Consider the following 25580-nt stretch of genomic DNA (forward strand, 5'->3'; position numbering starts at 1 on the left):
TTGATATCGGGAGCAGTTTCTTTCTGCGTCGGGGAGAAAAACCCCTTTCTTTTCGGTATTACTATCTGTGGGTGGAGCCCATGACCTTTGACACCCGAAAACACACGCCGAAACACCTTGCACGTAATCTGCATGAGGATTTTGTGGGTGTGTGTGAACGCATTAGGCTGGCCTACGCACCGAAGCGCCAGCCTCGCAACTGGCCTTCGCCATCGCTAAGGCGGCTGTTGGGACATCTGGGGCGTGGTGACGATCAGCCTGAGGAGCAGACGAGAATTGCTGAAGAAATAAGCGAAGTCACGGTGAGGTTCTTGGCGATCAAAAAGACAATTGATCAGACAGTGCCAGTTCAATCGACTCACGATACTCTCAAGTCTCTACTGAATGCTCTGAGAAAAACATCAGTAAGTCTGGAAGATGCAGATCGGGATGTGATCGTGACGGCCCTTAGGGCAAGTCAGGATCAGCACTCCCGTGCGCCCACTGCCGCTCAAATCTGGAAGGAAGAAAGCCTGATCGAGAAAGTCGATGCGACCGCAAAGTATATTCAGGCAACTATGGATGACTTGTCTGCGATTGTTGATCTGTTCGACTACAAAAACGATATCCGTGGGCGTGGTCGGCCATCTCTCTATGCGAAGGTTTTTGCGGTCCATGCATTGGCTGCAATCTATGAGAAGGAGAATGCCGACGGCCACAAAGCCCAAGTCAACGAAGTGGTGAATAACGGGCGGAGCGATCTATTCAACGAACGCCGATACACTGGTGGCTTTTTGCGATTTGTCACCGAGTTTTATGTAAGCGTCGTGCCGGAAGAGGTTGTGGGGCGTCACAACGATGGCTTCGCAGATCACGTTCGCCAACTAGCTCGAAACAGAGACAAAGACCCTAATTTGATCTCACTCATGATGGGTCAAACGGTGACAGTGGAACAGACCTTAGAGTTCATGAAACGCGCTGATGCTGTGAAGTGACCGAGGGTCTATGTATCGAGAACGGCGTCTGGTTCGTAGCGATCCCAACCATCAGGCTTCAGGAATCCATCGAACTGTTCCCTAGTGACCAAAGCATACTCAAATTGGTTTCCCACAGCCAGTAGCTCCGCCGCTTCCTTCTTGGCCAACACCACCGGATCGTCTTTCTTCCAGTTTGACTTTACCTCGATCAGGTGCGCCTTCCCGTCATTACGATAAACAAGGAAATCGGGATGATAGTTGCAGACGGTGTGGGACTCTGGGTGGATATAGTAGACTTGGAACCCAGACTGCCCGTGAACTAGCATTCCTGTGAAGTAGATTTTCTCGGTCATCTCGTCCTTGATTACCCTTTCGAAGAACTCGACCTCAGGTGCGCTGTCGAAGCAATACGCGTCCAGGTGGAACGACTTTGCACGGGTCCCGTCGTATTTCGGATAGTCTCGACGTTGAACCAGGTGCTCCTGCGCCTTAAACGTGAACTCCGGCAATCTGTTGGAACTGTCGTTGTATCCTCGGATCAGTTCCACTTCCTCTTCTTCTGACTTCTGGAACTTTTTGACCTCAAAGAAGGCATGGAAAATATGTGGGACCAAGACATCAAAGATGATGTCGTTGGCAATGTTCACGGCTTCCAAGATGCCTTCCAGACCGTATTCCGTGTCGTCCAGAACCTCTTCGATATCGAATGCTGAGATATCGTCGCCAGAGAAATATCGTGCCAGTTCGCCGATCAAGGTGAGCTTAGTATAGTTCTTATGCGACTGCCGTTCTGTGATGTCTTCAACCGACGTTGCTTTGTCCTTCAGGTGGGTGCGTCGTTCAAGCTTGATACGGAACTGTTCCATGGCCTCGTCTGACAGATCGACTTGAATGTTATCCGGCTGTTCCTTCTTCACCGTTTGATAAAGTTCACGGTGACGCTTCAGCTTGATGATCACTGGTGGCGGCACTGCCGTCACTTCCACGGTGACCGATGTGTCATCCTTCTTGGGGCCCAGTTCATCTGTTGTCACACGGAAGTTCTGCTGCAACTCATCATCCAGGATCGCCTGGTTCTCAGCCGACAGGTAAATGCGACCAGTTTCCTGTTGCGGTCCAATTGCCCGAAGGCATCGCATGGTGGACTGCAACACAAAGATGCGGGACTTGGGCTTTCGGTAGAGGGCCACGCCGAAGAGTGACCGACAATTCCAACCTTCGCCGCCCTTTCCGACCAGCAATATGAACTGCTTATTGGAGTCTTCAGTGTCGAGGCGGTTGAACTCACGGATTTCCTCGTTGGTCGAGTCACCCGTGTTTCTCAGGATTTTGTCGGTTGAAACACCCAACTCGGCCAGGACAGTTTCAATCGCTGGTCGCAGGTCCTTTTCAAGCTCCTCCAGGGTAGACGCGAACAATGCCAGCTTCGGCAGCATCCCCTCATGGCGGGACTCGCCCAGTTCAGTCCAGAAGTCGGTGATGACCTCACGGATGAAATCGTTCGACTTGATATTGCCCGTGTAGGTGAAGAAGTCCGGCTGCTTGAGATACTTGTTGTCGATGGCCGCCTTCAGCCCATAGGCATAGACCACCTCCGGCATGATCCGGTCTTTGACGTAGGGCGTTCCCGTGAAATTGTAGCATCCAACAACACTGGTCTTACGGGCTTCTAGGGCTCGTGCCAGTTCATCAATGGTCGTGCGCAGGGCCGAGATTTGTTTGGCCTGGCCAAGGTCTTTCTCAAGGGACGCCCCCATCGAGTGGTGGGCCTCATCGACATAGATACCAAGCTGAGGCAGCCTGGCAATCCGCTGGAATCTTGCGTTCACGGCAAGGTCGGCATCGGTCTCAGGGGCATCCTCGCCCAGCATCTCGTAAAGGTCACCATAGACCTCGGACAGGGTGCCCTTCTTCTCGGCGAACAGCTTGTCGGTCGCGGTTGGCTCGGCCTTACTGCGTTTCAGGATGATCTTCTGCGTGTTTGAGATGATGATGTTGAACGACGATCCGTCCTGAGCACCGATGGTCGATGCGGTGTCATCCAGGAAATGGAACTTCAGGTTGGTGCGCAGGAAGTTGGCATACTCAGGTGGCACAACCAGTGACAGGTCGAAGGTCTGGATTTCCTTGAGCGACTGAAGAACCGTCTTGTCCGGTGCGAACACCAGGGCGTTCCGGCAATACTTGGAGTCCTTGCCGAACTTGTTGGCCAGCAGGAACTCATAGAAGATGCACGTGGCCATGAGGATCGTCTTCCCCAGGCCCATGGTCAGCGCGAAGATGTAGTTGGGGTAAGTGCGGGCCCGTTCACTCATCTTGGCAAACAGGGCGTCGTATTGATCCTGACCGATAATCTCTTCGAAGCCCAACAACAGGCCCTGACCGGACTTGGATGCGTCGGCGGTCACCAGCCCTTCAAAGATACCTTCGCCCTTCGCCCACTCGCTGAACACCTGATGCACGTGGCGGTTCTCGGCGAACTCCTTCAGGAAGACATACATCTCCAGGGCTTCGAACTGGGGACGCCGCAGGTAGGCGTCCGTCCGCAGGTCAGGGTCGTTGAAGTCCAACAGGTGCTTGGACAGCTTGCGATACTTCTGACGCACCCGCCCCCTGTTGGTCTGCACAAAGTGGTAGAGCGCGTTGAAGAAGGCGAAGTCCTGGTTGATCTTCTTCTTAGCCATTTTCGATTTCACCTTCCCAGGACTCTGACAGCAGGTCGGTGATCTTCACACGAATGGTCGATGCATCGTCGGGGATTGGGTAGCGGCCCGACACAAGATCGTTTTTGTCCGGTGCATCAATCAGTTCAGGGCTGAGGACGGCACCATCATAGTTCCAGTCCACCTTGATCGTCTCAACCAACTGCCGCCAGTCTTCGACCGCATCCGTGTCCATAGAGAGCTTCTGAAGCAGGTTGAGCGGGTAGAACCCTGCGATCTCAAGGTGACCGTCCTTGATGACCAGCTTGGCGTCTGACTGACGTTTGAAGTGCAGGTTGGCCTTGTCACGGATCAGGTCGACGACTTCGACTTCGATGTTGTCAGGCTTTACCGCTTTCACAAGTTCTGGGCCGATATCAGGCTCATGCCCCATACAAACGAGCATAATCCTTTCAACAACCTTTGACGGGGCTTCAGCCCTCATCCGTTCAAATTTCTTGTAGTCGAGACCACTGATAACCTCATTCAAGTCCTGGCGGGTGGCGATCCGGTTCACTGGCATGATCTTGACCAAGAATTGATCCCTCTGCCCATCGAAGACACTGCTGGTCGGCAAGGGCTGAAGCTCCATCGCTTCCTTGATCAGTTCCTTGGCTTCGACAGGGTTACGGAAGATGTCATAATCATTGACGTTGTAGACCTCGAAGCCAGCTTTGCTCCACGTAGAAGTATCGTCTATCGCGATACCGCCAGATGCACTACGTGAAACAATCGCTGAAATGCGTTTGGTTGTCGTTTCGACTGCTCCAAGGTTGATGTCCGCGCCCAAGAAACGCCTTCCCATCTTCAGTGCGACTGCCTGAGCGGTGCCAGAACCCATAAAACAATCAAAGACCAAATCGCCTTCATCAGTGTGCATTTGAACGATACGCTCAAGAAGCTCCTCTGATTTTTGGGTGGGATAATACAGCTTTTCAGGGTCAGTGGGGCTAGTGATCTTTTTTACATCGCTCCACCAATCGTTTACTGGAGTGCCGTCCTCCCTCAATTTGGCATTCTCTCCCTTCACGGCAGTTCGTCCTCTTTGGAGAGTGCCTTCGCTGTAAGCACGATAGACCGCGTTAAACTTCCACTCCGATGACTTTGTATACCAATATAGGTTGTCGTGCTTGCGCGGCAGTTCATTGGTCGGAACTCCGCCACCGGAATAACACCAGATGATCTCATTTCTGAAGCCCGGCGAAGATTGGGAAAGTGCTGCTCCAGCCCCAAATACTTCATCTAAGATTAGTCGAATGTGCGATGACTTGTGCCAATCAACATGCAGATAGATTGAGCCAGTCGGAGACAGCAGTTCTCTGCAGAGCACAAGTCTTTCGTATATGAACTGAAGGTATCCGTCATTGCCCCAAATATCATTATATTGTTTCTCCTCGAAGGAGTTCTGATCCCCATCGGCCTTCCCGATCTTGAGCCTTACTTTCTTCTTGTATTCAGCCTTGCTGTCAAAAGGCGGGTCCAAATAAATTAGGTCAACTGAATGTCTGAAGTCCCTCAACAGGTGAGACATCACCTGGATATTGTCACCCCAAAAGAGCTTGTTCATCCAACCGCCTACGGGGTCTCCATAGCTTTCTTTCCTCTGAGCAGGAAAGAACTGTGTGGCGGTAAAGGCGCGTTTGCCTGTCCACCTTAACTCAGGAAATCCTCGAATAGGCTCCAGATCAAAATCAAACGTCTCAAACGCTTCCTGCTTATCTGCCATGCTCAAATCCCCTTATACCTTACAAAACGTCATGTCGCAGAACGCCTGGAAGTCACAGTTCTTGCAAAGCCGTTCTGGCCGCTCTGATAAGCCGTAGTTCTTTTCAACGATATCGTGGATGACTGCATCGACTTTGGCAATTGTGCCTTCAACATCAGTCGTTTCACGGCTGAACGTGATACGCGGAGTTCCAGCCTCTTCGCCCGTGTAATACAGCGTCATCCGGCTGACCTCGACCTCCCGCTTCTCTTCCAGCAGGTGCGCATAGATTTGAAGCTGACGGCGATAGCGGCTCAGCCGATCCGCCTCATCAATCAGGTCCGGCTTCTTCTCGGACTTGAAGTCGATGATCTCATATGACCCGTCATCGGCCTGCACCAGGTCCACGGTGCCCGTTAGGATGTAGTCTTCCTTGAGCAGGGACAGTTCCACCTCCGCGTCCCGCAAGCGGTGCCAATGGGCCCGTTCCCGATCCACATAGCTGGTCACGTGTCGCTTCGCGATCTTCAGCACGGGCTCCGCCAGGTAGACCCGTTCCTTCTTGGTCAGGTTGGCGTAGTTGAGGTCGAACCAGGATGTGATCTGGTCTGATGTGACCTTGCTTTCCTCGCCCCGTAGGACGGCCTTGTGGATGTCTTCGATGGTCTGGTGGACCAAGGTGCCAAAAAGGATCGCGTTCGTCCTCACGGGCGCAAATTCGAGGTCTTTGAACAGGCGATACTGTTGGGCACATCCTTCGAAGACCAACACGTCGGACGTGAACGAATAGCTTTGTTTGATGTCCACTTCTTTGACCTCGGTCAAGTCGATGGTGCCGGGGTCGAAGGTCAAGTCACGCCAGGACTTCAGGCCATCGTAAACGGGGCGGAAATAGGCGGCGGGCACGTGACGCTGGCCACGGCCCTTGGGCGTGTTCTCCTGGCAGGTCAGCACCAGCATGTTCTGTGCACGGGAGAACGCGGTGTAGAACAGCCGCCAAAAGTCAAAGGTCTTGATCCGGTCCATGGGTTCGAACGGTTCGCGTCCACTGAACTCCTGCTCCAGTATGACCTCCATATCAGTGTATTGCTTGCGCGGAACGGCATCCAGCGAACCGACGATGACAATCGGGAACTCCAGCCCTTTGGACTGGTGTATCGTCATGAACGATACGCAGCCCGATGGGGCGTATTCGCTTTCATCCTCATACTCTTCGATGCCGCCGTCCCAGAGGAAGCGGAAGAAGTAGTTGAAGAGGGTCAGCAAGTCGCGTTCCAACCGATCAGGCCGGATCACGATGACGTTGTAGAGATACTCGTATTTGCTCAGCAGCCGCGACAACTTCGACAGGTTACGGGCGGGGCGGCTGTCCCTGACACCGCTATGTGCGATCCCCTCGTCCAGAAATCGGCTGAAAGTCGGGAACTGCATCAGGTCATAGAACAAGCCAGAGAAGGGGTAGTTGGTGTTCTCTGATAGGGTCATGTGCGACTTGGCCATGCCTGTCGCCCAGGCTTTGATCTGCGGGTCTTCACCGGACTTCAGATGTTCAAGGAACTCGGCCAGACACGCATCGTAGAACGACCAGACCTGAAGATTCATTCCCTCTCTTGTTTCGCGGATCGAGCCATACTGAGGGAAGAGGAACAGCAAGGCCCCAATCATCAGCCGCACTTCGGTTCGTTCGAAGAACATGTTGGATCGGGGGGCGTAGATCGGTATGCCAGCCGCCTCCAGATCATTGGCAAAGGCGACGACCTTGGGATTACGGACCGACCTGAATAGGAACGCGACCTGGTTCCAATCCTTGATGATTCCTTTGGACCTGAGGTCTTGAAGAAACCCCAGGGTTTCCTCCGCCCAGTTTTCTTCCCCATCATCACCAGAAACCTTGAAGACAGTTGGATGCGCTGTGGATCGTTCAACCGCAGGCTCGATGGTTTTGTCGAAGCGGAAGGTTTGCTCATCTTCGGACCAATCGGTGGTGTCCATCCACCTGTTATAGAAGTCGATGATTGGTGGCTCGGATCGGTAGTTCTTCGTTAGTCGAACCTGTTTGCACAGCCCCGATGGAAAGCGCGATGGAAACTCAAGGATGTTCCTGATCGACGCGCCACGGAACCGATAGAGAGCTTGATCATCATCTCCGACGACACAGAGGTTTTGATGGCCGTCAGCAAGCTTCAGGACGATCTTTTCCTGGATCGTGTTTGTATCCTGATACTCGTCGATCATCAGGTAGTCGAACCGCCCTTGGATTTGAGAGCGGACATCAGGGTTGTCGAGAAGCCTGAGCATCTCAACCTGGATCGTAGAAAAATCGAGGTAGTTAAACTCGGACAAGAGACGCTGGTAGGTTTGATAGGCTTCACCCGACGCCTTCATTTCAGGTGTTGCGCTGACCAACAGATCGCTGGCCGAAATACCTTCTTCACTGATCTTGTTCAGCCAGGACATTAATGCACCAGCGAACCGCCACGATGATTGTGGCCCTCTCAGACCCAAGGCATCTTCGATGCCTTCAATACTCTTGAACTCACCAGCCTGTTGAAACAGGAAGTATTGCTGATCAAACTGATCAAGGACGGTGTAGTTCTTCTGAATGCGCGTGTAGGCGCGGAACTCTTCCAGTAGGCTAAGGAAAATTGAGTGCAATGTGCCGACGGTCAGGTCTAACGGATTGCCAAGGTTCTCGATGCCACCAAGCCTCGATGTAATCCTGGTGACGAGCTCCTTAGCGGCCTTCTCCGTGAATGTTGAAATCAATACCCGCTCCGGCGCAACACCTGTGCTTCTGAGGATGTTGGCAACACGTTCGACCAGACAAAACGTCTTTCCCGATCCAGGACCAGCAACGACCAAGAGTGGTCCAGCTATGCTTTCGATGACCTGTTGTTGGGCCTGATTTGGTGAGGCTTTCACGATGCCTGCCCCAACATGCTGGAGACCATGGCGTCATAGCGGGATGGATCGAAGGTGCTGCCAGGCGTTTCCAGGACGCGGGTCGTTTCCAGTCGCAGCACCTCAACGACTGCCGTCCGCAGAGCTTTGGGGTTCGGACGCACCGACAGCCCCTGAATGATGAGTTCGATGTGTTCGACCACATCGCCCAGTCGGTCAAAGTCCGTCTGTGTAGGGGCCTTCAAGATTTTGCCCTCGAAGATCGCTGAGATCGACAGACCGTAGGCCGCAGCGATGTCCACCAACCGTTGGGCGTCCACCTTCGTCTCGTTGTTCTCCCATCGCCACAGGCTGGTCTTGGGCACACCAAGCAGCTTGGCAGCATCGCCAAGGGACATGCCTTTTGACTCACGGGCATCGACGAGGATCGCGCCGAAGGACTTTGAGGTCGCATTTTTCATAGCTCCCATTTTTCCACGTTACGGAACGTGAGGGAAGGCGAATACCACCTATCACACAAAATGAGTTGCGAATCGTTCCATAAAACGGAATACGGAACACATGAAGCTTGGGCAATACCTTGAACAAAATGGATTAACCCTCGGTCAGCTTGCCAGCCAATGCGGGACCAGTGCCAGCACGATTCTTCGGATCAAGGATGCAGAGGTTGCCCCATCAAAGCGGGTGGCACGGGCGATCTGGGAAGCGACAGGCGGTCAGGTCACACCGAATGACCTCTACGCGCTCCACCACGCCGAGGGGCATTGCCCATGTAGGTCAGGTTCAGCTGGGAACGGGCGATTAGGGAGGGACATTGCATGAATAGCGTTGTGACAGGGGCGCTCATCTTCGGTGCGGGATTCTTGGGCTACCTCGCCCTCAGCGGTGGCAGCCTAGAGGGCAAGCTGCGTCAATGCCTGGAGCAGCACAGCCGCCAATACATCGGTGGGCAAGATCACGTCTACATGACCGAGGCCCTAAGTGAGGAGATATGGCGCTCCTACCCCGATGGCACGGCAACACGGTTCGTGAAGTATCGAGTGCAAGGGTCGAATGACGTGAAGACGGCGACGTGTCGGTGGTGACGATGCGGTTGATCTTACACCACTTGGCAGCACTGATCTGCCTGCATGTTCCAGACCTGGCAATCGCCGAAAACTACCGCGTTCCAGCCGCAGTGGAACGACAGGTCTCATCTGTGTTGGGCGTGGACATCGAGGCCACCCAACGGCTCCCACGGCAGACCTCAATGCAAGTCATGCAGCAGGGCGGCGTTCCATTCGTCCGTTTCACCATTGCTGATGGCGACATCGGTGGTGCACCGACGGATAACGACCCGACCCACAACCGCATCTTCGACCGACGCTACAGCGAAAGGGCGGAGATCAGGACTGAAGACACCCTGCAACGCAACTCCCGCTATGAGATCACCTTTGAAGCCCGCTTTGTGGAAGGCTTCTTTGGTGACAACGAGACCTTCTTTCAAATCCACACAGGCCAGAAGCCGCCCCTGATGTTCTTCTTCCGGCAGTTCGGGCGGACGCATCTGCTGGCCAACGTCCTGCAAGGCTGTGAGAGAACCTGCGGCCACAACGACCAGCCGGAGTATCAGCGTCTCAAGGCCATTTTCCCACGGTCAAGGATGCTCGGTCGGTGGCACCAGTATCGCGTCGTGCTTGACACCAGCAATCGGGGACGGATGTCCATCTATCTAAACGGCGCACCGCTGTTCGAGCACCAGCCCGTGACCTTCCCATCACAGCACCGTCCTTACCTCAGGTTTGGCGTCTATCGGTCCGGTTCCGAGGATGGGAACGCGACCAGCGTGGTGGACTATCGAAACATCACGATCACTCGGACCGGATCGTCTGGCTGATCCGATCCGTGCGCGTGAAGGCACATCCCCTCACGGCCATTGCCAGACCATCACTCAACCGAAGGAGATTTCATTTATGACAAATCGAACCCTGGTCACTGCTACCACACTCATCGTTTCTCTGGCAGCCTGTGCCGAGACCCAGACTGTCGATCCAATCTCCCAGGCCGTGTCAGGCCGCACATTGGTAGCGGGTGACACCCGACTGACCGCAGGGGCCAATGGGGCCCTGGTAGGCACTCTGGCGAGCGGGGACACGCTGTCAGGCACATGGCGTATTTCCAATGGGAAATGGTGCCGGACACTGACCCAGCCCGCACGATTTGCAGGCCCCGAAGTCTGTCAGGACGCAGCCCTCGCCGATGGGCAACTGGTCATTGTCGGCTCCAGTGGTGCACCAACGACCTATACCATCGAGTGACGGCTAGGGTCGTTTCACAGCGGCAGGCCATCCTAGAACGGCTTTGGAAGCGCAACAGCATCCGCGTTCGGTTGGGTCTGCCGCTATTGGATGTCCGTCTCTGGTATGACCGCAAGACACGACAGAAAGGCCGCTCAGCCTGGATCAGAGAGGCGTCCTCCACACCGAAAGAACGGCCTGGCGACCACGACGATACAGTCGTGCTGTTGACCATGGCATTCCCTGACACCAATGGTGCTCGTAAGCCCTCGTGACCTCGCAGGTCGGACGAAAGCATCACGCCGTCATTAGCTGGTCCTTGTCCACCGCAACCTCCTCCACAAACTCAGCTTCATTCATGAAGAACTCCAAACTGTGATTGATGAGTTCGCCCATGGGCATGCCGTTCTCGACCGCCATAACCCGTGCACGGCGATAAAGCGTTCTGTCGATATTCCGAATGGTCATACGTGTGTCAGACATGGCTGATCCTCCTGAGTGTATTTAGGGATGGAACAGCCAAGGGACGTTTGCTGTGATCGTTATGGAATAGGATTGACTAACTACTGGGCGGCTTGAGGTGCCAGGTGCATGTGACCATCGGCAACAAGTCCCTTCGCAACCAGTTCTCGGTCAAACGCATCGGCCAATGCCAATACTGCATCCCGAAGACTTCTTACGAACTGGTAGTTGACTAAGACCTTGCCATTCTGCTCAGTAACTGTCGGATACTTGTTACGAAAGTCTTGATTGATCGCGCCGTCTACATGGACCAATAGGTGACGCGCTTCCAAATATGGAAGAGCCGCATCAATCAGTGCCTCATCAAACGCGAGGTCCAGTTTGGTCCTCATTTTCCTCAAGAGCGCGGGGGTGCTTCGCTCGGCCTCCAAGGATTGAAACACGTTTGCGGACAATTCTTCACAGAGTTTCTCCCAAGAACCTAGTTGCAGAACCGTCCGAATATCCATCTTCGCTGAGTGCTCTCCGACCAGTCGACCACCGTCAAACCCAACCAATGCTGCCATCGTCAAAATTCTTCTTAGGTATTCAGTGAGTTCCTCATAAATGTCCTTTGTATATGACGTGTAAACCGTCTTCCGAAGATGATTGATTGTCAGCAAACGGTTGTGATCCGAGTTCTGTCGCCGAGACAAATGCGTATGAGCCGCTGGATCAACCCGCGAAAGAATGCAAGCATCGTTCTCATCGGAAAGGTCACCACCGAGCACCGACCTCCGCAAAACGTCAAACAATTCGAGGTCGTCATCGAACATGTCGATACGACGCTGCAAGGCATGGAAGTGTTTGGTGATCATGAAACGTCCTCAAAAAGCCGAACAAACTTGAGGTCTCATTCTGGCACAAAGGCGCTTGGTTGGCACCAAACGGTGGGACGATTGTCCCACTTTTTGGCGATCTAGACAAAAGTGGGACAACTTTCCCACCTAACCGATTGATTTTATTTATAAATTTATAAATAATGGTGCCCGGGGGCGGAATCGAACCACCGACACGAGGATTTTCAATCCACTGCTCTACCCCTGAGCTACCCGGGCACGGGAAGGGCAGCGCCCTTCGGGTGGAGGCGGTTTAGTCGAGGTACAAAGAAGTGTCCAGAGGCTTTTTTAGCCTTTCGCACAACATTTTTCATTCCAGCCACGCCCCCTTCCGCACAGCCACCGCAGCCTTTAAAGATGAAACCATGGCGCTTTCGTTCGAAACCTTCGATACCCTCTTCGATCATGGCTTTGACACCGTCATTGACGTGCGCAGCCCCGCTGAATTTGCCGAAGATCATGTGCCCGGTGCGATCAATCTGCCGGTGCTCGACAACGACGAACGCGCCCGCGTCGGGACCATGTATAAACAGATCTCCCCGTTTCAGGCGCGCAAGATCGGAGCAGCGCTGGTTTTTCGGAATGCTGCATCGCATATCGAAAATCACTTGTCACATCACGACGGACGGTGGCGTCCGCTTGTCTATTGCTGGCGTGGCGGACAGCGGTCCGGCTCGTTTGCCTGGATGCTCAGGGAGATTGGCTGGCGGTCGGACACGATTGAGGGCGGGTATCGTTCGTTTCGGCGCCTGGTAAGCAAGGCCCTGTACGAGACCCCCCTGCCCGTTCGGTTGGTTCAGCTGGGCGGCTATACCGGAACCGCGAAAACCGAGCTGTTGCATCGGATCGCGGCGCGCGGGGTGCAAGTGCTCGATCTGGAAGACCTTGCCCGCCATCGAGGCTCGCTGCTCGGCGCGCGCCCGGAGGGGCAACCGAGCCAAAAAGCCTTTGAGACGGCTTTGGCGTCTCAACTAAACCGCTTTGACGCTGCGCGACCCGTGATCGTTGAGGCGGAAAGCAGCAAGATCGGGCAGATCAACCTCCCACCGAGCCTGTGGGACGCTATGAAACAAGCGCATTGGATCGAGATATCCGCCCCCCTCGCCGCGCGCGCGCATTATTTGCGAGACACTTATGAGGATGTTCTGACTGACACGGACGGCCTGCGCGACAAGCTTGAACCACTCCGGTTTCACCGAGGTCACGCCTTGGTTGATCACTGGAATGCGTTGATTGATGCGCAGGACCAGCTTGCGCTGTGTGCTTCACTGGCCGATCAGCACTATGATCCCGCCTATCGCCGGTCGATGCGGGCGGTCGCGCCTCGTTTCCTTGCAAAGCTCGAAGCAGACTCCCTCGCGCCTCAAAATCTCGACAAGCTGGCTGATCAGATCGCCGAAACCCTTCACTCGAACGACAGCGTCGCCTCTGCGTCAGTCATCTGACCAATGATGGCAGCCGTGTACCCGGCGGCTTGCAACGCTGCCAGCGCATCCTTTGCTTCGGATTCCCTCACGCAAGCCAACAGTCCGCCCGCGGTTTGAGGATCAAACAGCAAGTCGTGGAGCGGCGTGTGCGGAGCGCCGGGCATGGCTGCGCGATTCTCTTCAAATATCGTGGACCGGATCCCTGCTGTTGCCATCTCAACAGCACCCTCCATGACTGGCACCTCCGAAAGCGCAATCGTCGCACCGAAGTTTGACGCTTCGCAGATGTTCAGAAGGTGCCCTGCCAGACCAAAACCAGTCACATCGGTCATTGCATGTGCGCCCGAGAGAATGCGCGATGCCTCAGCCTGTGATTGAACCATCCAGTCAAACGCCGCCGCGATCCATGCGCCCGCCGCCGCGCCCTGCATCTCGGCGGCCATGAGCACGCCAGACCCGATGGGTTTGGTCAGGATGATGATGTCCCCCGCCTTTGCTCCCGACACAGAAATCGGAGGCGCTTCGCAGAGCCCTGTCACCGTAAACCCGATTGTCATTTCAGAGCCTTGCGACGTATGTCCGCCAACGATCTCCGCCCCGGAATCCGACATGACCTCATGCGCGGCTGTCATGATTTCGGATACCGTCCGCTCTGCGAGACTGGCTGTCATGCGAGGTAGGATCACGGTCGCCGTCGCGGCCTGCGGGGCCGCCCCCATCGCCCAGATGTCGCCCAACGCATGGGTCGCTGCGATGCGCGTCATCATGACCGGTTCCTGTGAAAATGCGCGCAAATGATCTGTGCTGATCACCTGCCGTACGCCGCCAAAGCTCAGAAGACCGGCGTCGTCGCCCGAGATCATCGACACATCGCGCCTGGTCGGCGCGGGCAGGCGCGTCAGGGCAGCGGACAATGCGCCACGGCCAACTTTGGAGCCGCATCCGCCGCACATTGGCGTGTCGCTCTTTGCTTCCAGGATCCCGGCGGCATGTAACTTGGGCAAAGCCTCGGGTTCCATTTTGGGCAGCGTCCGAAACTTCTCCATGAAAGCCTGATCAATTCGGTCTTTCCAATTCCAGAGCTTAGGCCCGGACAGGGCAATGCCAAAACGATCCGCCAAAGCGGATTTGCCTCCCAAAGAAATGAGCTTGAGGAAATCAATTTGTGGTTTGTAAGCGCGATACTTGCCTTTGTCCGCCAAAGCCGTGCGCAAGTTGTCGTACAGAACAGGGGCTTGGCGGACCGCAAAAACACCAGCCTTGGGTCGCGGCGATTGCAACATGTGGGCGCAGTCCCCGACGGCAAAAATCGATGTGTCCGACGACCGCAGCGTTTCGTCCACGTCGATGAACCCATCGGTCAAGGCAAGACCTGTTTTCGCCAACCAGTCCTGCGGCCGGGCACCCGCAGCGCCGGTCACGAACACGGCCGGGATCAACGTGCCGTCGTCCAACCGGACACCCGAAGCCTCTACTCCTGCAACCGGCCGGTTCTCGAAAACATCGATTGCATGGGCCTCCAGCGCCTGCCTCAACTTGGCGGTCGTCCGCTCAGGAAGCCCTTCAAGAATTCTTCCCCGGTCAACCAAAGAGACCATTCCGGAATGCCCCGCGTTTCGGGACGCAAAGGACAAAGCCATTGCGATTTCGGCACCGGCGACACCGCCGCCGATCACCGCGATATCTCCACCAGAGTTTTCACTCAAGAACGCGCGCCATCGGGACGCGAAAGGACCCAATGGCTTCGCAGGCACAGCATAACGACTGAACCCCGGCATCTGTGGCATCTCACTCGTGATACCGATGTCGATCGACGCGACGTCAAAGCCAATCGGGGGCCTTCCGGCCACCTGGATGGTGCGACTCAACAAATCGATGCCGCTTGCCTTACCCAAGATCACGCGCGCTCCTGCAAATCGCGCAAGCTTGATCAGGTCTATGTCCAGTGCATCCCGGTCGTAATGACCCGCGAGATGTCCAGGCAGCATACCCGAATACGGCGCAGTCGGCGCAGGGTTCACAACTGTCACTCGAACCCCGGCAAGGGGCGCCATGCCCCATTTGCGCAACACCAACGCGTGTGTGTGTCCGCCACCGACAAGTACCAAATCTCTGGAAACTGAAAACTTCCGGTCCATGGACCCTCCCGCCTGCAAGCCGTTCTGGACATACATTGAGAAATGCCACAATGAAAATCGGGAGTCTCGGGGTGCGCTGTCGCAGACAGATAATTCGGTCCGGGTACGTTTAGAACAGGACGATATCGTCTTTGGTTTTGGCGCGGTCCTGTATTGGCCTCGCTGGGGCGACCTGGTCTAGTTTACCCTGAACGGTCAGTTGCCGGACGAGACCTGTCGTGGGCCAAAACCGGATACGACGCGCCGCGGTGCCACCGACGCTTTCCGCGATACAGGGTATGCTTTCGTCTCTCAGAAACTGGTGCGCAAAAACCGCATTTGACTCACCGATATTTCGAAGGTTTCCCATCATCTTGGCGCCTCCGAAAATCTTTGCTTCCAGCAGATCGCGGTCCGCGCCCGCTTTCAACAACCCGTTGATCAACAATTCCATCGCATTGGCACCATACCTTACGTCGCTGGTGTCGCTTCCTTCCCCTTCTGGCAACAGAAAGTGGTTCATGCCACCCACTTGCTTTTCAGGATCGTAGAGACAAACCGCAATGCATGACCCAAGTACCGTTGTAAGAACAACCTCAGGATCGTCGGAAATCATGAAGTCGCCTTGAATGACGTTTACCAGCCTCTCACGCATCTCCGTCATGGGCTGACCCTTTGTCTTGATGTCTCGGGATTGAGCAAAGCGCGTCCGATACGGTGAAGTGGTAGTACCGAGGATGCTGCGCCCAACTCGATTGCCGCACGCGGCATTCCAAAGACAACCGAAGTGGCCTCGTCTTGCGCAATCGTGTGTGCACCAGCTTCCTTGAGTTCCTTCAAGCCTTCTGCACCGTCTCTGCCCATTCCAGTAAGCAAAGCGGCCGACACCTGCACGCCGAGGGAAGATGCAGACCGAAAAAGCATGTCCACCGATGGCAAATGCCCGGAAACCGGCGGCGCGTCGATTAGTTTGGCACAAACCTCGCGACCACCTTCCAACACCAGATGGGATTTGGTACCCGCACCCACCAAAATTTCGCCTTGAGACAAAGGCCGCGGACTGGTGACTAGAGAAACCGACGCGGCGCATTGACGATTCAAAAGGCTCGCCAGACTATTCCCAAATCCGGCACCCGTGTGCTGAACCACGACCGTGGGAGGGCAATCGGCACCAAAATCTGACAGAATCGAAATCAATGCATCTACGCCGCCAGTACTGGATCCAATAAGCACCAAACGTTTCGGTTTTGAGGCCGAATCTGTCAGGAGCGACATCGAATTCGAAGTGTTGCGCCTAGTGGATTCAGGCATTACCTCCAGCACACACGACGAGTCCGTTCGCGTCAAACTCCTCAACTGGCTTGCTATCAATTGTGCCTGGGCTCCAACATCGACGGCAAACAGATCCGACCCCTTAGGCGCACCCGCTGCAATGGGATTCAAACAACTCAGATCACCAGTACGATCGTTCACAACCAGCCAGCGCACATCCAAGGCTGAGAAAAGTCCGCGCATAACCTCAAACTCGGGAAGTTGCGCCAAGTTGCTGGAAATCAAAACAGCTTCCGGCAGGGTTTCTTCCACAGCATTGTATGTGTTCATCAAATCAGCGGTGCATGCAATCACCTTGAAGTCAGGTAAGCTTTCAACAAGCCCGGTCAGCCTGTTTCTCTGGACTCTGTCCGAAATTGCAACAATTGTAGACTTGGCAACCGGCACTTTCCTGCTCCTCCCACACCTTCGCTATTTCCTGTCAAAATTGCTTTCACAAGGTCCGACAGGGGCCACCTCAAAACAAAACTGCATGATTTGTTCTGGAAACGTTTTCGTCGCACGCCCCTTTCAGGCGAGCCGCCATGTCTCGAAGCGTCAGTGTTGACAGAGCATCGCGCACACAAATCTCACCCATGCCGGCAGTGTTCTCCGACAACTGCTCGAGGTACTCTGACAGTGCCGCGATGGATTGAAGCAAGAAGTCTACATCCTGTAGCGCACCAATAGAATGGCCGTCCAATTTAACGTTCGGATTTTGATACATAACCTCAAGTGTATCCTCCAATCGCTGTAACCTGACTTGAAGCCCCCGCAACTCAGCCGCGACCCTACTCGTCGCTACTGAGAGAGACTGCATTTCCTTGTCAGGTTTTTTCATAGCCTTCCTACAACGCTCTCTATACACTGCTTCATCGACGCTGATGTGAACGGTTTTTTGATCATGTTGTTGAGACCTAGGCGCTTGGCTTCGTTTACAATCTCTGGAGTTGGACGCCCGGTAACAAGTATGAAACCGAGTTTTTGGGTTGGAGGGGAAGTCCGTACTGCCTTGAGCAATCCTAAACCGTCTAGACCGGGCATGTTGAAATCAGACAAAACAAGATGAACAGGGGTCGAAGACAACCTTTCAAGCGCACGATTACCATCATTTTCAGTAACGTAGTTCTTAATACCTATGTCATCCAAAGCCTGAGTAATCAATCCCCGGCTGGTCGCCATATCATCAACCACCATTATTCGCAAAGATTCTTTCAAGCCCATTGTGCTCTCCTACTAGTTATTTTTCGGGTCGAACAAAGTCGACTTTTGATAGCTTGTTACACCGACGCCAGTCAGCACATTGACTGCATCCCCACTTACACGCTCCGAGTGGCCGATGAACAAAAAACCCCGCTCTGCAAGAATCTTCGATAATTTAACCCAGAGTTTCTGTTGGGTCTTCTGATCAAAGTAGATAGCGACGTTTCGGCAGAAAATTGAGTCGAAGGGACCTGAGAATGGCCAATCCGACATCAGATTCAACTCACCGAACGTAACAAGATCACGAACCGCGTCTAGAACCTGAAACTCTCCCATTCCGTCGTTACAATTCTTAGTCCACTTCCTTCTAAATTCATCGGGAATAGATTGGAGTTCTTCGAGCGAGTAACGGCCAGATTTCGCCTTGGAAACTATCTTTGGGTCTATATCGGTCGCCAACACTTTGACATCATAATCATTGGCGTCCGGCATTGAACCCAAAATCTCCATAGCGATACTGAATGGTTCTTGACCTGACGAGCAGCCCGCTGACCACACTCTGAACCTTTTTCCAGAACGTATCTTTTCGATTTCACGGCTCAGGCAGTCGCTACGCAGCTTTTCAAAATGATGATCCTCTCGAAAGAAACTTGTAACATTGGTTGTTAGGGCAGAAATCAGCTCAAGTCGCTCCGAACTTTCTCCCGGCACATCCAAGATCCTTAAGTAATCAGGAAAGCTATGTATCCCTCTGGCTTTTAGGCGCCTGGACAGCCGGGAATAAACAAGCGGCTTCTTGCTTTGAGACAAACTCAGACCGAATTCTCGATGAGCTAAAGCAGCTAGCGCTTCAAAGTCGCGGTCACTAAACGGTAGGCTCTGATCAGGACCAGTTCTGGCAAGCTGACCCATCAGGACATACCTCTCTCAGTTTCTAGAACTGCATCCAGGTTGACAACCCGCACCATTGTTTCGTCTACGGAGATCATTCCAAGGATACTGTGTTTTGTAGCGTCAGATTTTATGTCCGGCGTTTCCTGGATCGCGCTTTTTTCTACAGACAAAATCTCCGAGACAGACTCAACGAGCAGACCGATGGTTGTACCTCCGACCGCCGCCACAATTACGACATTTCTTTCATTTGCAGGAGTTGATCCTAAACCGAAACGCGCAGCCAAGTCGAAAATCGGTATAACTGCCCCTCTTAGGTTCATAACACCCAAAACATCTTCGGGAGTGTGCGGAAGGGCCGTGACTGGTGTCCAACGCCTGATTTCACGAATTTGTGTAATCTCCAAACAGAAGCTTTGCCCGCCAGCAGAGAACGTAATAAACTCGAATTGCGTTTCACTTCTTACTTCCGCTGTGTCAGCCATGACGAAGCTCCATTTTGTTTTGCGGCATCAGCGGATCAGCACATCCACTGTGGCCAAGTCTTATGAGTTCTTCTGGATCCAAGATGAGCGCGATCTTCCCGTCACCCAAAATTGTCGCAGCGGAGACGCCTCGGATTGCGGTATAATTGCTTTCCAAACTTTTTATGACCACTTGCCTCTGATCGTGGATCGACGTAACGCGCAGTGCGGTCAATCCGTTTCCTTCTGTGGAAACAAGGAGCAGGATACCATTTCCGCGACTTCCCTGCCTTTCTGTTAAACCCAATGACTCCGCGACGTCTACGATGGGCACATAAGATCCGCGGACACTTACAACTTCGGAGTCCGTTCCAATAATATGAACATCACGCGCATTTGGCCTTATCGTCTCCAGGATTGAAGCGATAGGAATGACCATTGTCTGATCGGAAACCGAAATAACAAATCCATCCATGACAGCCAGTGTCAAAGGCAAAACAATTGTAAAAGTTGTCCCCTTTCCAGGAGTAGAACTTATCGACACTCGCCCACCGAGCGCTTGTACTGCGTTTTTTACGACATCCATGCCGACGCCGCGTCCCGAAAGATTTGAGACCTGTCCCGCCGTTGAGAAGCCAGGCAAGAACAATAGGTTGTCGATTTCCGGTTCCGATAGTTCAGCGTCCGCAGCGACAAGATCCTTTTCAATTGCTTTAGCCAAAATGCGTTCACGGTCCAGCCCAGCACCATCGTCGGCAATCTCAATAAAGACGCTTCCTGACCTATGGGATGCGGAGAGGCGAATGGTGCCTGTTGGGTCTTTGCCGACCGCTTCTCGATCTTTGGATTTCTCCAAGCCGTGATCAACCGCATTTCTAATCATGTGCGTCAGCGGATCGGCCAACCTTTCTATAACAGTCTTGTCAACTTCAGTTGAATCACCAACCGTAACCAGCTTGGCCTTTTTGTTTGTCGCATCAGATGCCTCTCGGACAATGCGGGACATACGTTGGAACAAAGGTTTGACGGGTTGGGCTCTGATCGCCATGACACCTTCTTGGATGTCCCTCGCCAGAAGCTTGTACGCTTCCAACTCGTTCGTGAGGTGGGCGACGGTCGGCAGATCCAACTCTTCGATACGCTGCGAAATCATTGCCTGATTGATAATCAGCTCACCCACAGTATTGATCAACCGATCCACGCGATCCAAGTCAACTCTCAGGGTCGGTTTGGGGCCGCGGTTCTCCTTGGGCTGAACTGGAGGCGCGCCTGCCTCCTGTTTTTCGGATGCTGTGGATTGAGGCGTCGCATTTGGTTCGGTTGTGGAAGAAGCCGTACCGTCACCAGAACTCGCTGTGCCAATCGCCTTTTCTTCGGCTTCCCGCACTGGTTCCAAAACGGTCGGCTTTCCAGCTTTTTCGGTGCCTGCCTCACCCTCCGAGATTTCAAGAACACATAGTCCTTCAACGAACTCAAACACCTCGTGCAAAGTAGTTTCCGGCTCAGATGTTGTAAGCCGCAGTTTCCAGGACAGTATTGAATCGGACGGATCAAACTCGTCAAAAGACGGGATGCCACTGAGATCCACTTCAGATGTCAGGTTCCCCAGTTCGGCTAGAGCATCGAAAATCAGGATTGGTTCGTGACCGTTCTCATACAGTGTCTTGAACGGCTTAAAGTGAATATCGAAACAATGCTCCGAACTCGCGTTTTCGGAGGGCAGATCAATCGCGATCGGTGAAGGATCATCGATATCCAGGGTCATTGCTTCGAAGGAGAACTCTTCCTCCTCTCCGCCAGGCCCCAAATAGCTTTCCAATTCCTGAAAAAGGCTCGCTTCGTTGGTATCGTCAAGCTCGGTTTCATCTCTCGCCGAAGCGACGAGGTCTGATAGCATGTCCCCAGAACGGTGAAACAAGCCGATCAGCTTTTCGTCCACCGCCAGTTCCCTGTCTCGGACCTTGTCCATGACAGTTTCGAAAGTGTGCGCAAAATTTACGAGGCGGTCGAGACCGAAGGCGCCTGCACCACCCTTGATCGAATGCACGGATCGGAAGACTGCGTTGACCACCTCGGTGTCGTCCGGGGCCTCTTCCAATTGGGCGAGCCCCTCAACCAGCGCCTCAAGGAGCTCTTCGCATTCCTCGAAAAACGTGTCGCGGATCGAGTTCATCGACATCAGCCCACATGCCCCGTCAGTCGCTTAAGAACGGAAACCAGCGACGCGTCGTCGAATGGTTTGACGATCCACCCTGTGGCCCCGGAACTGCGCGCCCGTGACTTGAGATCGTCCGAACTTTCCGTGGTCAGAACCAGGATTGGAACGTTGGTCTTGTTTGGGCCACTTCGCAAAGTGTCAATAACACCAAACCCGTCCATGCGTGGCATGTTGATGTCGGTAATGACAACGTCTGGATCTACATCAGGAAACACTTCGACGCCTTCCTGCCCGTCTTCCGCAGAATGAAACTCGAACCCGGCACCTTCGAGTGACACCCGCAAGAGATTTCGAATTGTGCGCGAGTCATCGATGGCAAGAACCTTGGTTGTCATTGCGGCATCTCCTTGTCGAAATGGTCCGGGGCGAGCCCCAGACGTTCCAAACCTTCCCGAAAAATCGGAGTTAAGTCAGTTACTTGGAAGGGCGCCCCGTCGGCCATCCACTGCTTTTCGGCGACTAGAAGAAGCTGAAGCCTGTGGGCGTCTATGCGCTGCACGTCGCGCGCCGAAATCGTTACAGGTCCGTTTCTTGCTCCGAGCAGGAAAGGGATGAGAGGGTCTTCCCCCGATCGCGCCCGAGCCGCTCCAAGAGCATGAAAACTTATGTCCTGCATTCCAAACCGCTCCTTCTTGCCTTCATGGCACCCATTGCGTCGACTGCACCGATGTACAGCGCGACTGAATGGCAGCAGGAATACGGGACCGTCCCTTAACAAAGTGTTCCAGCTCTGTCGGTTTTCGCAGGTTGAAAACGCGACCGCCTGTCTTCGATTTCGGTCGGAACTGGAGGAATCGCCAAAGCATAGCCGCTCTTCGGCCAACACTTTTTCTCGTTATTTCAGAAGGTTGAGATCACCATCCGAGTGATGGTTGGTACATGTTCAGAGCAATCTCCCGGCCCGCCGGCGTACACGCTTGCGTAAGCCCGAAATGCCGAGAATTCGATCTAGATTAGTGCCGAATTGGAGCGGCCAATTGGCCCGCCGTTTCATCCGAACAGTGCGCGCATGCGCTCCGGAATAACGAGCCGACAAGGGACCGTAGCCCCCTGCCGACCAGTACCTCGCGCCCAGTCAAACTTAGGCGCACCTCCGAGCATAATGATTGGGAAGCAATGCTGAACCCAATCCTTCGCTCAAGAACCACGATATCAAAAATTCGTTCAGATCACAAATAAAATCAGCGGATATCAGAAATCAAAATAGTTCGAAGCGATAATATCACCCGAATATAACGTGACCAATCGATGCTTCATTATATCGAACGTGGACGCGGATAGCGAGAGCTGAAGACTAAGACCTTGTGGCCTGCGCGAGAAATTAACCAAAAGCGGAATACCGCCTTCCTCATCGACGCGCGTGGCCGGATTTCGGCTGGTGCGACCGTGCTCCGGGAAACCCATATTTCCCTCCAACGATGACCATTTACTGACAACCATACCCACACTATACCAAGGCTTTAGCCGAGCCCCCTTCTTCCCTCCTTTGTAGACAATGGAGTTCCATTCATGCGCTCCGAACGGCAACCCCTGAATAACTTCCTTCAAATTACCGCCATCCACATAATCCGGGCCGAACTGCGTAAATCGACTGCTTTGGATTGACACCGTTTGGGCTACAAAAATGCTATTTCCGCGTTTGAACTCCGAATCTGATATTTCGATAGATCGAAATGGCGTCTTGGCATATTCGGCAATTCGGTCTGAAGTCACCTTGAGCACAAAACCGTCCGCAGCGATACGCGCCCAATCAATATCCAATTCCGGCCTATTGTCATCAAAGTAGTCAAATCTTGGACGCTTGGTTTCCGGGTCCACAACCCTGTTGGCGTGATCTGCGACACTGATGACCCAATCGGTGATGCGCGCGCCGGCGTCACTGGACCAGGCCAGAAGCTCTTCCATCATCAACGCATCCGGCAGGAACCGCCACAATTTGCACCCTGTAAGCCGGAACGTCGGACCCGATTGCTGCGCGCCCCCTTTGTGCGGTTTGTTATTCACCGGACCGAAGATGCCAAGATCGCCTTCCATCATGCCGAACAGAATCGCAGCCGATGGGTCTGCTCCGAATTTCGGAAGAATAGGCCCGGTGATAACACTGCCATTGCTACTGACGTTCTCGAACAGTACCTGCGCCCGCGCATCCACGATCTGGATGGCAGGACGCAGCGAGCCCTCCTTCGGAATGATATCAAGATTGACGCGGGTTTCGCGCAATGTGATCCGGCGTTTTGCGGACAGCTTCAGAATAGGACTGCCCTCATCGTGCGAACGACGGAAGAGGCAGTTGGTCACCTCAACGGATTTGCCACCCATCGTCGACACACCCGAAAAAGGCTGCGTGCACTTAACCGTCATCCCGTCGAGCACCACGTTCAGGCAACGGTCGGCGGTGAGCCATTCGCGCAAGTTCAGAACAACCGGCGCGCCGGTGCAGGCCGTTAGCGCAAGGGAATGCACATCCTGAACCACCGGCATGGCGTCAAAATCCCAAGTGTATTCGCCTTGGGTAAACCGGATGGCGAGCCGTCTGTTATAGGCCTTGCCAGCGCTGGGTTCCGTATGCGCGAGCATCATTGCGTAAAGCTCCAAGGCTTCGCTCAGTGTCGGCATCTCTTCAAGTTCGGGGCGCAAGGCCGTCAAATCCGGGTCCAACTGATCGGGGCGGACTGTGATTGCGCAGCTGTCACGGGTCAGCATGCACAGCCGATCCAGCGCTTGCTGCACCGTCATTCCAGCGCTGAGACCACAGGCCGGAATACCGGAAATCGTCACATCACGGGCTTCGAGATGGGTCAGGTCCGGGAAGATCGGGCGCAGATCGCGCACATCAATCGCCTCGCCATTGTTGATCTCGAACGAAGCCAGCCCCACGCAACGCGGCCCCCAGTTGAACGGCGGAACATAGGTTTCGGCTTCCGTATTCGGCGGCCAAAGAAGCGCGCCGGTGCGCACGCGCGCCGCGCAGTACCAGAAATCGCCCGTGTGGTGCGTGCCGGTGAAGGCGACCGTGGCATTGTTTTCCAGATGGATGGGCAAGCCGTCATCGGTGATCAGAACCCCGTGTTTGTGATCCTCGTCAAAGGGCTGATGCCACCGGGTGATTGTCAAGGGCAGAACAACGTTCTTCAGCGCGTCCAGCACCTCCGCCGAAAGCTGCGCCTGTCCTGTCTCAGGATCGTAGTCTTCCAGCACGCCCAAAACACCCGGCCGGTTTTCTGCCCGCTGCCGCGCGTCGCGCACTTCAATCGTGTTCCCTGCTCCAAACCGACGTTCATCATCTTGCGGCGCATCGGTCAGGACCCATCCGTCGCCTTCGGCTCTGAGACCCGCGCGAATGTCGTCGCGGGCCCATTTGAACGTGGCTTCCTTGGCGGGTCCGCCCTTGTGGATCTGAACGAGATAGTTGAAGTTGCCGCGCCGGTTGTATCCGCCTTTCTGGGAAATATGGCACAGATTATCTTCGGCCGGGGGCGCTTCGCTGAGGGCAAAGCTGGCCTTTCCATCGCGCGGGGCGGCGTCCGGACAGAGCACCAGCTGCCCGTCCTTCATCATCGCTTCAAGACCTTCATGCGTGGTCTCGTTCACCTCCTGCAACGCTTTGCTGGCAACGGCCTTCAGCCTGACGAAACCGCTGCGCCGCCCGGCTGTGTCCGGCCCGCCCAAGGCATCGTCCCGGATGTAAGGAAAGTCGAGAAAATCCCGCTCCGCCTTGTCGCAGCAGGCAATCAGGAACGCCTGATCTTCGCCAGCAAGCCCCGGGTGTTCGTCCAAATGCACGCGCCGTGAGGCGTCCAAACCAAAGCAGGCACCGCTCACGTACATCCGCCCCGGGTTCACCTCGATTTCATCGCCATCGGACACCACGGCAAACCCCGGCGCCTTGCGCGGAAACCCAACATGCCCGATCACATCGACCAACGCCTTTTCCCGCAGTGCTGTCTGCCGGTCGAGGCTTTCATTCAGATCAGAGGCCAGAATGGGCCTGCCGCTGTAGAAAACCGGCGTTTCGAGGTCTTCGGCCTCGGCGAAGACCGATGTCTCTCTGCCTTTGTCGCCAATCATC

21 protein-coding genes and 1 tRNA gene are annotated in these 25580 nt (G+C 54.4%); 4 read left to right on the plus strand and 18 right to left on the minus strand.

Annotated elements, in window-relative coordinates; all coding sequences use genetic code 11:
- Positions 1-80 precede the first annotated feature (80 nt).
- Positions 81-974, plus strand: coding sequence for a hypothetical protein (locus E4662_RS06485; RefSeq protein WP_136440727.1), 894 nt, complete (start codon positions 81-83; stop codon positions 972-974).
- Between the two features lie 8 nt (positions 975-982).
- Here E4662_RS06485 and E4662_RS06490 read toward each other — a convergent pair whose 3' ends face one another.
- The 4 genes from E4662_RS06490 to E4662_RS06505 are packed head-to-tail and all read right to left on the minus strand — an operon-like array spanning position 983 to position 8725.
- Positions 983-3640, minus strand: coding sequence for a DUF1064 domain-containing protein (locus tag E4662_RS06490; protein WP_136440728.1), 2658 nt, complete (start codon positions 3638-3640; stop codon positions 983-985).
- The gene (locus E4662_RS06495; RefSeq protein ID WP_136440729.1) at positions 3633-5384 is read right to left on the minus strand and encodes a DNA-methyltransferase; all 1752 of its coding nucleotides are present in this window, start codon (positions 5382-5384) and stop codon (positions 3633-3635) included. The genes E4662_RS06490 and E4662_RS06495 overlap by 8 nt, the downstream gene beginning before the upstream one ends.
- A 12-nt stretch (positions 5385-5396) precedes the next feature.
- The gene (locus tag E4662_RS06500; protein WP_136440730.1) at positions 5397-8285 is read right to left on the minus strand and encodes an ATP-dependent helicase; all 2889 of its coding nucleotides are present in this window, start codon (positions 8283-8285) and stop codon (positions 5397-5399) included.
- Entirely contained in the window at positions 8282-8725 is a 444-nt protein-coding gene (locus E4662_RS06505) for a helix-turn-helix domain-containing protein (protein WP_168797912.1), read from the minus strand. The genes E4662_RS06500 and E4662_RS06505 overlap by 4 nt, the downstream gene beginning before the upstream one ends.
- A 611-nt stretch (positions 8726-9336) precedes the next feature.
- Between E4662_RS06505 and E4662_RS06510 the strand changes: the two genes are divergently transcribed.
- Together E4662_RS06510 and E4662_RS06515 are read left to right on the plus strand one after the other, a co-directional pair.
- On the plus strand, positions 9337-10140 hold the full coding sequence (locus tag E4662_RS06510; protein ID WP_136440732.1) for a heparin lyase I family protein: 804 nt from the start codon (positions 9337-9339) through the stop codon (positions 10138-10140).
- Between the two features lie 76 nt (positions 10141-10216).
- Entirely contained in the window at positions 10217-10561 is a 345-nt protein-coding gene (locus tag E4662_RS06515; protein ID WP_136440733.1) for a hypothetical protein, read from the plus strand.
- 276 nt (positions 10562-10837) lie between these two features.
- Here E4662_RS06515 and E4662_RS06520 read toward each other — a convergent pair whose 3' ends face one another.
- The 3 genes from E4662_RS06520 to E4662_RS06530 all read right to left on the minus strand — a co-directional run bounded on the left by E4662_RS06520 (position 10838) and on the right by E4662_RS06530 (position 12099).
- Positions 10838-11023 (minus strand): hypothetical protein, encoded by a 186-nt coding sequence (locus E4662_RS06520; RefSeq protein ID WP_136440734.1) that lies wholly within the window; start codon positions 11021-11023, stop codon positions 10838-10840.
- 80 nt (positions 11024-11103) lie between these two features.
- Complete coding sequence (locus E4662_RS06525; protein ID WP_136440735.1) at positions 11104-11859, minus strand: hypothetical protein; 756 nt, start codon at positions 11857-11859, stop codon at positions 11104-11106.
- 165 nt (positions 11860-12024) lie between these two features.
- A tRNA-Phe gene (locus E4662_RS06530) sits at positions 12025-12099 on the minus strand.
- A gap of 146 nt (positions 12100-12245) precedes the next feature.
- On the opposite strand from E4662_RS06530, the gene mnmH reads away from it, so the two are divergent.
- Positions 12246-13325, plus strand: coding sequence for a tRNA 2-selenouridine(34) synthase MnmH (gene mnmH, locus E4662_RS06535; protein ID WP_136440736.1), 1080 nt, complete (start codon positions 12246-12248; stop codon positions 13323-13325).
- Here the strand turns inward: mnmH and selD are convergent.
- The 11 genes from selD to E4662_RS06590 all read right to left on the minus strand — a co-directional run bounded on the left by selD (position 13286) and on the right by E4662_RS06590 (position 25579).
- Positions 13286-15445 carry a selenide, water dikinase SelD gene (gene selD / locus E4662_RS06540; protein WP_136440737.1) on the minus strand — a complete coding sequence of 720 codons (2160 nt, stop codon included), beginning with the start codon at positions 15443-15445 and terminating at the stop codon, positions 13286-13288. The genes mnmH and selD overlap by 40 nt on opposite strands.
- A gap of 109 nt (positions 15446-15554) precedes the next feature.
- Positions 15555-16088, minus strand: coding sequence for a chemotaxis protein CheD (locus E4662_RS06545; protein WP_136440738.1), 534 nt, complete (start codon positions 16086-16088; stop codon positions 15555-15557).
- Complete coding sequence (locus tag E4662_RS06550; protein WP_136440739.1) at positions 16085-17143, minus strand: CheB methylesterase domain-containing protein; 1059 nt, start codon at positions 17141-17143, stop codon at positions 16085-16087. Before E4662_RS06550 ends, E4662_RS06545 begins: the two co-directional genes overlap by 4 nt.
- A gap of 70 nt (positions 17144-17213) precedes the next feature.
- Positions 17214-17576: a hypothetical protein gene (locus E4662_RS06555; protein WP_136440740.1), complete on the minus strand. Its 363-nt coding sequence runs from the start codon at positions 17574-17576 to the stop codon at positions 17214-17216.
- The gene (locus E4662_RS06560) at positions 17573-17959 is read right to left on the minus strand and encodes a response regulator (protein ID WP_136440741.1); all 387 of its coding nucleotides are present in this window, start codon (positions 17957-17959) and stop codon (positions 17573-17575) included. The genes E4662_RS06555 and E4662_RS06560 overlap by 4 nt, the downstream gene beginning before the upstream one ends.
- A gap of 12 nt (positions 17960-17971) precedes the next feature.
- The gene (locus E4662_RS06565; protein ID WP_136440742.1) at positions 17972-18850 is read right to left on the minus strand and encodes a CheR family methyltransferase; all 879 of its coding nucleotides are present in this window, start codon (positions 18848-18850) and stop codon (positions 17972-17974) included.
- Entirely contained in the window at positions 18850-19314 is a 465-nt protein-coding gene (locus tag E4662_RS06570; RefSeq protein WP_136440743.1) for a chemotaxis protein CheW, read from the minus strand. The genes E4662_RS06565 and E4662_RS06570 overlap by 1 nt, the downstream gene beginning before the upstream one ends.
- Positions 19307-21472: a chemotaxis protein CheA gene (locus E4662_RS06575; RefSeq protein WP_136440744.1), complete on the minus strand. Its 2166-nt coding sequence runs from the start codon at positions 21470-21472 to the stop codon at positions 19307-19309. Before E4662_RS06575 ends, E4662_RS06570 begins: the two co-directional genes overlap by 8 nt.
- Complete coding sequence (locus E4662_RS06580; RefSeq protein WP_136440745.1) at positions 21472-21846, minus strand: response regulator; 375 nt, start codon at positions 21844-21846, stop codon at positions 21472-21474. The genes E4662_RS06575 and E4662_RS06580 overlap by 1 nt, the downstream gene beginning before the upstream one ends.
- Entirely contained in the window at positions 21843-22127 is a 285-nt protein-coding gene (locus E4662_RS06585; protein ID WP_136440746.1) for an STAS domain-containing protein, read from the minus strand. Before E4662_RS06585 ends, E4662_RS06580 begins: the two co-directional genes overlap by 4 nt.
- A 575-nt stretch (positions 22128-22702) precedes the next feature.
- Positions 22703-25579 carry a hypothetical protein gene (locus E4662_RS06590; RefSeq protein ID WP_136440747.1) on the minus strand — a complete coding sequence of 959 codons (2877 nt, stop codon included), beginning with the start codon at positions 25577-25579 and terminating at the stop codon, positions 22703-22705.
- Position 25580: the final 1 nt, after the last annotated feature.

The sequence above is a fragment of the Pacificoceanicola onchidii genome (assembly GCF_004804335.1).
Lineage (GTDB): Bacteria > Pseudomonadota > Alphaproteobacteria > Rhodobacterales > Rhodobacteraceae > Pacificoceanicola > Pacificoceanicola onchidii.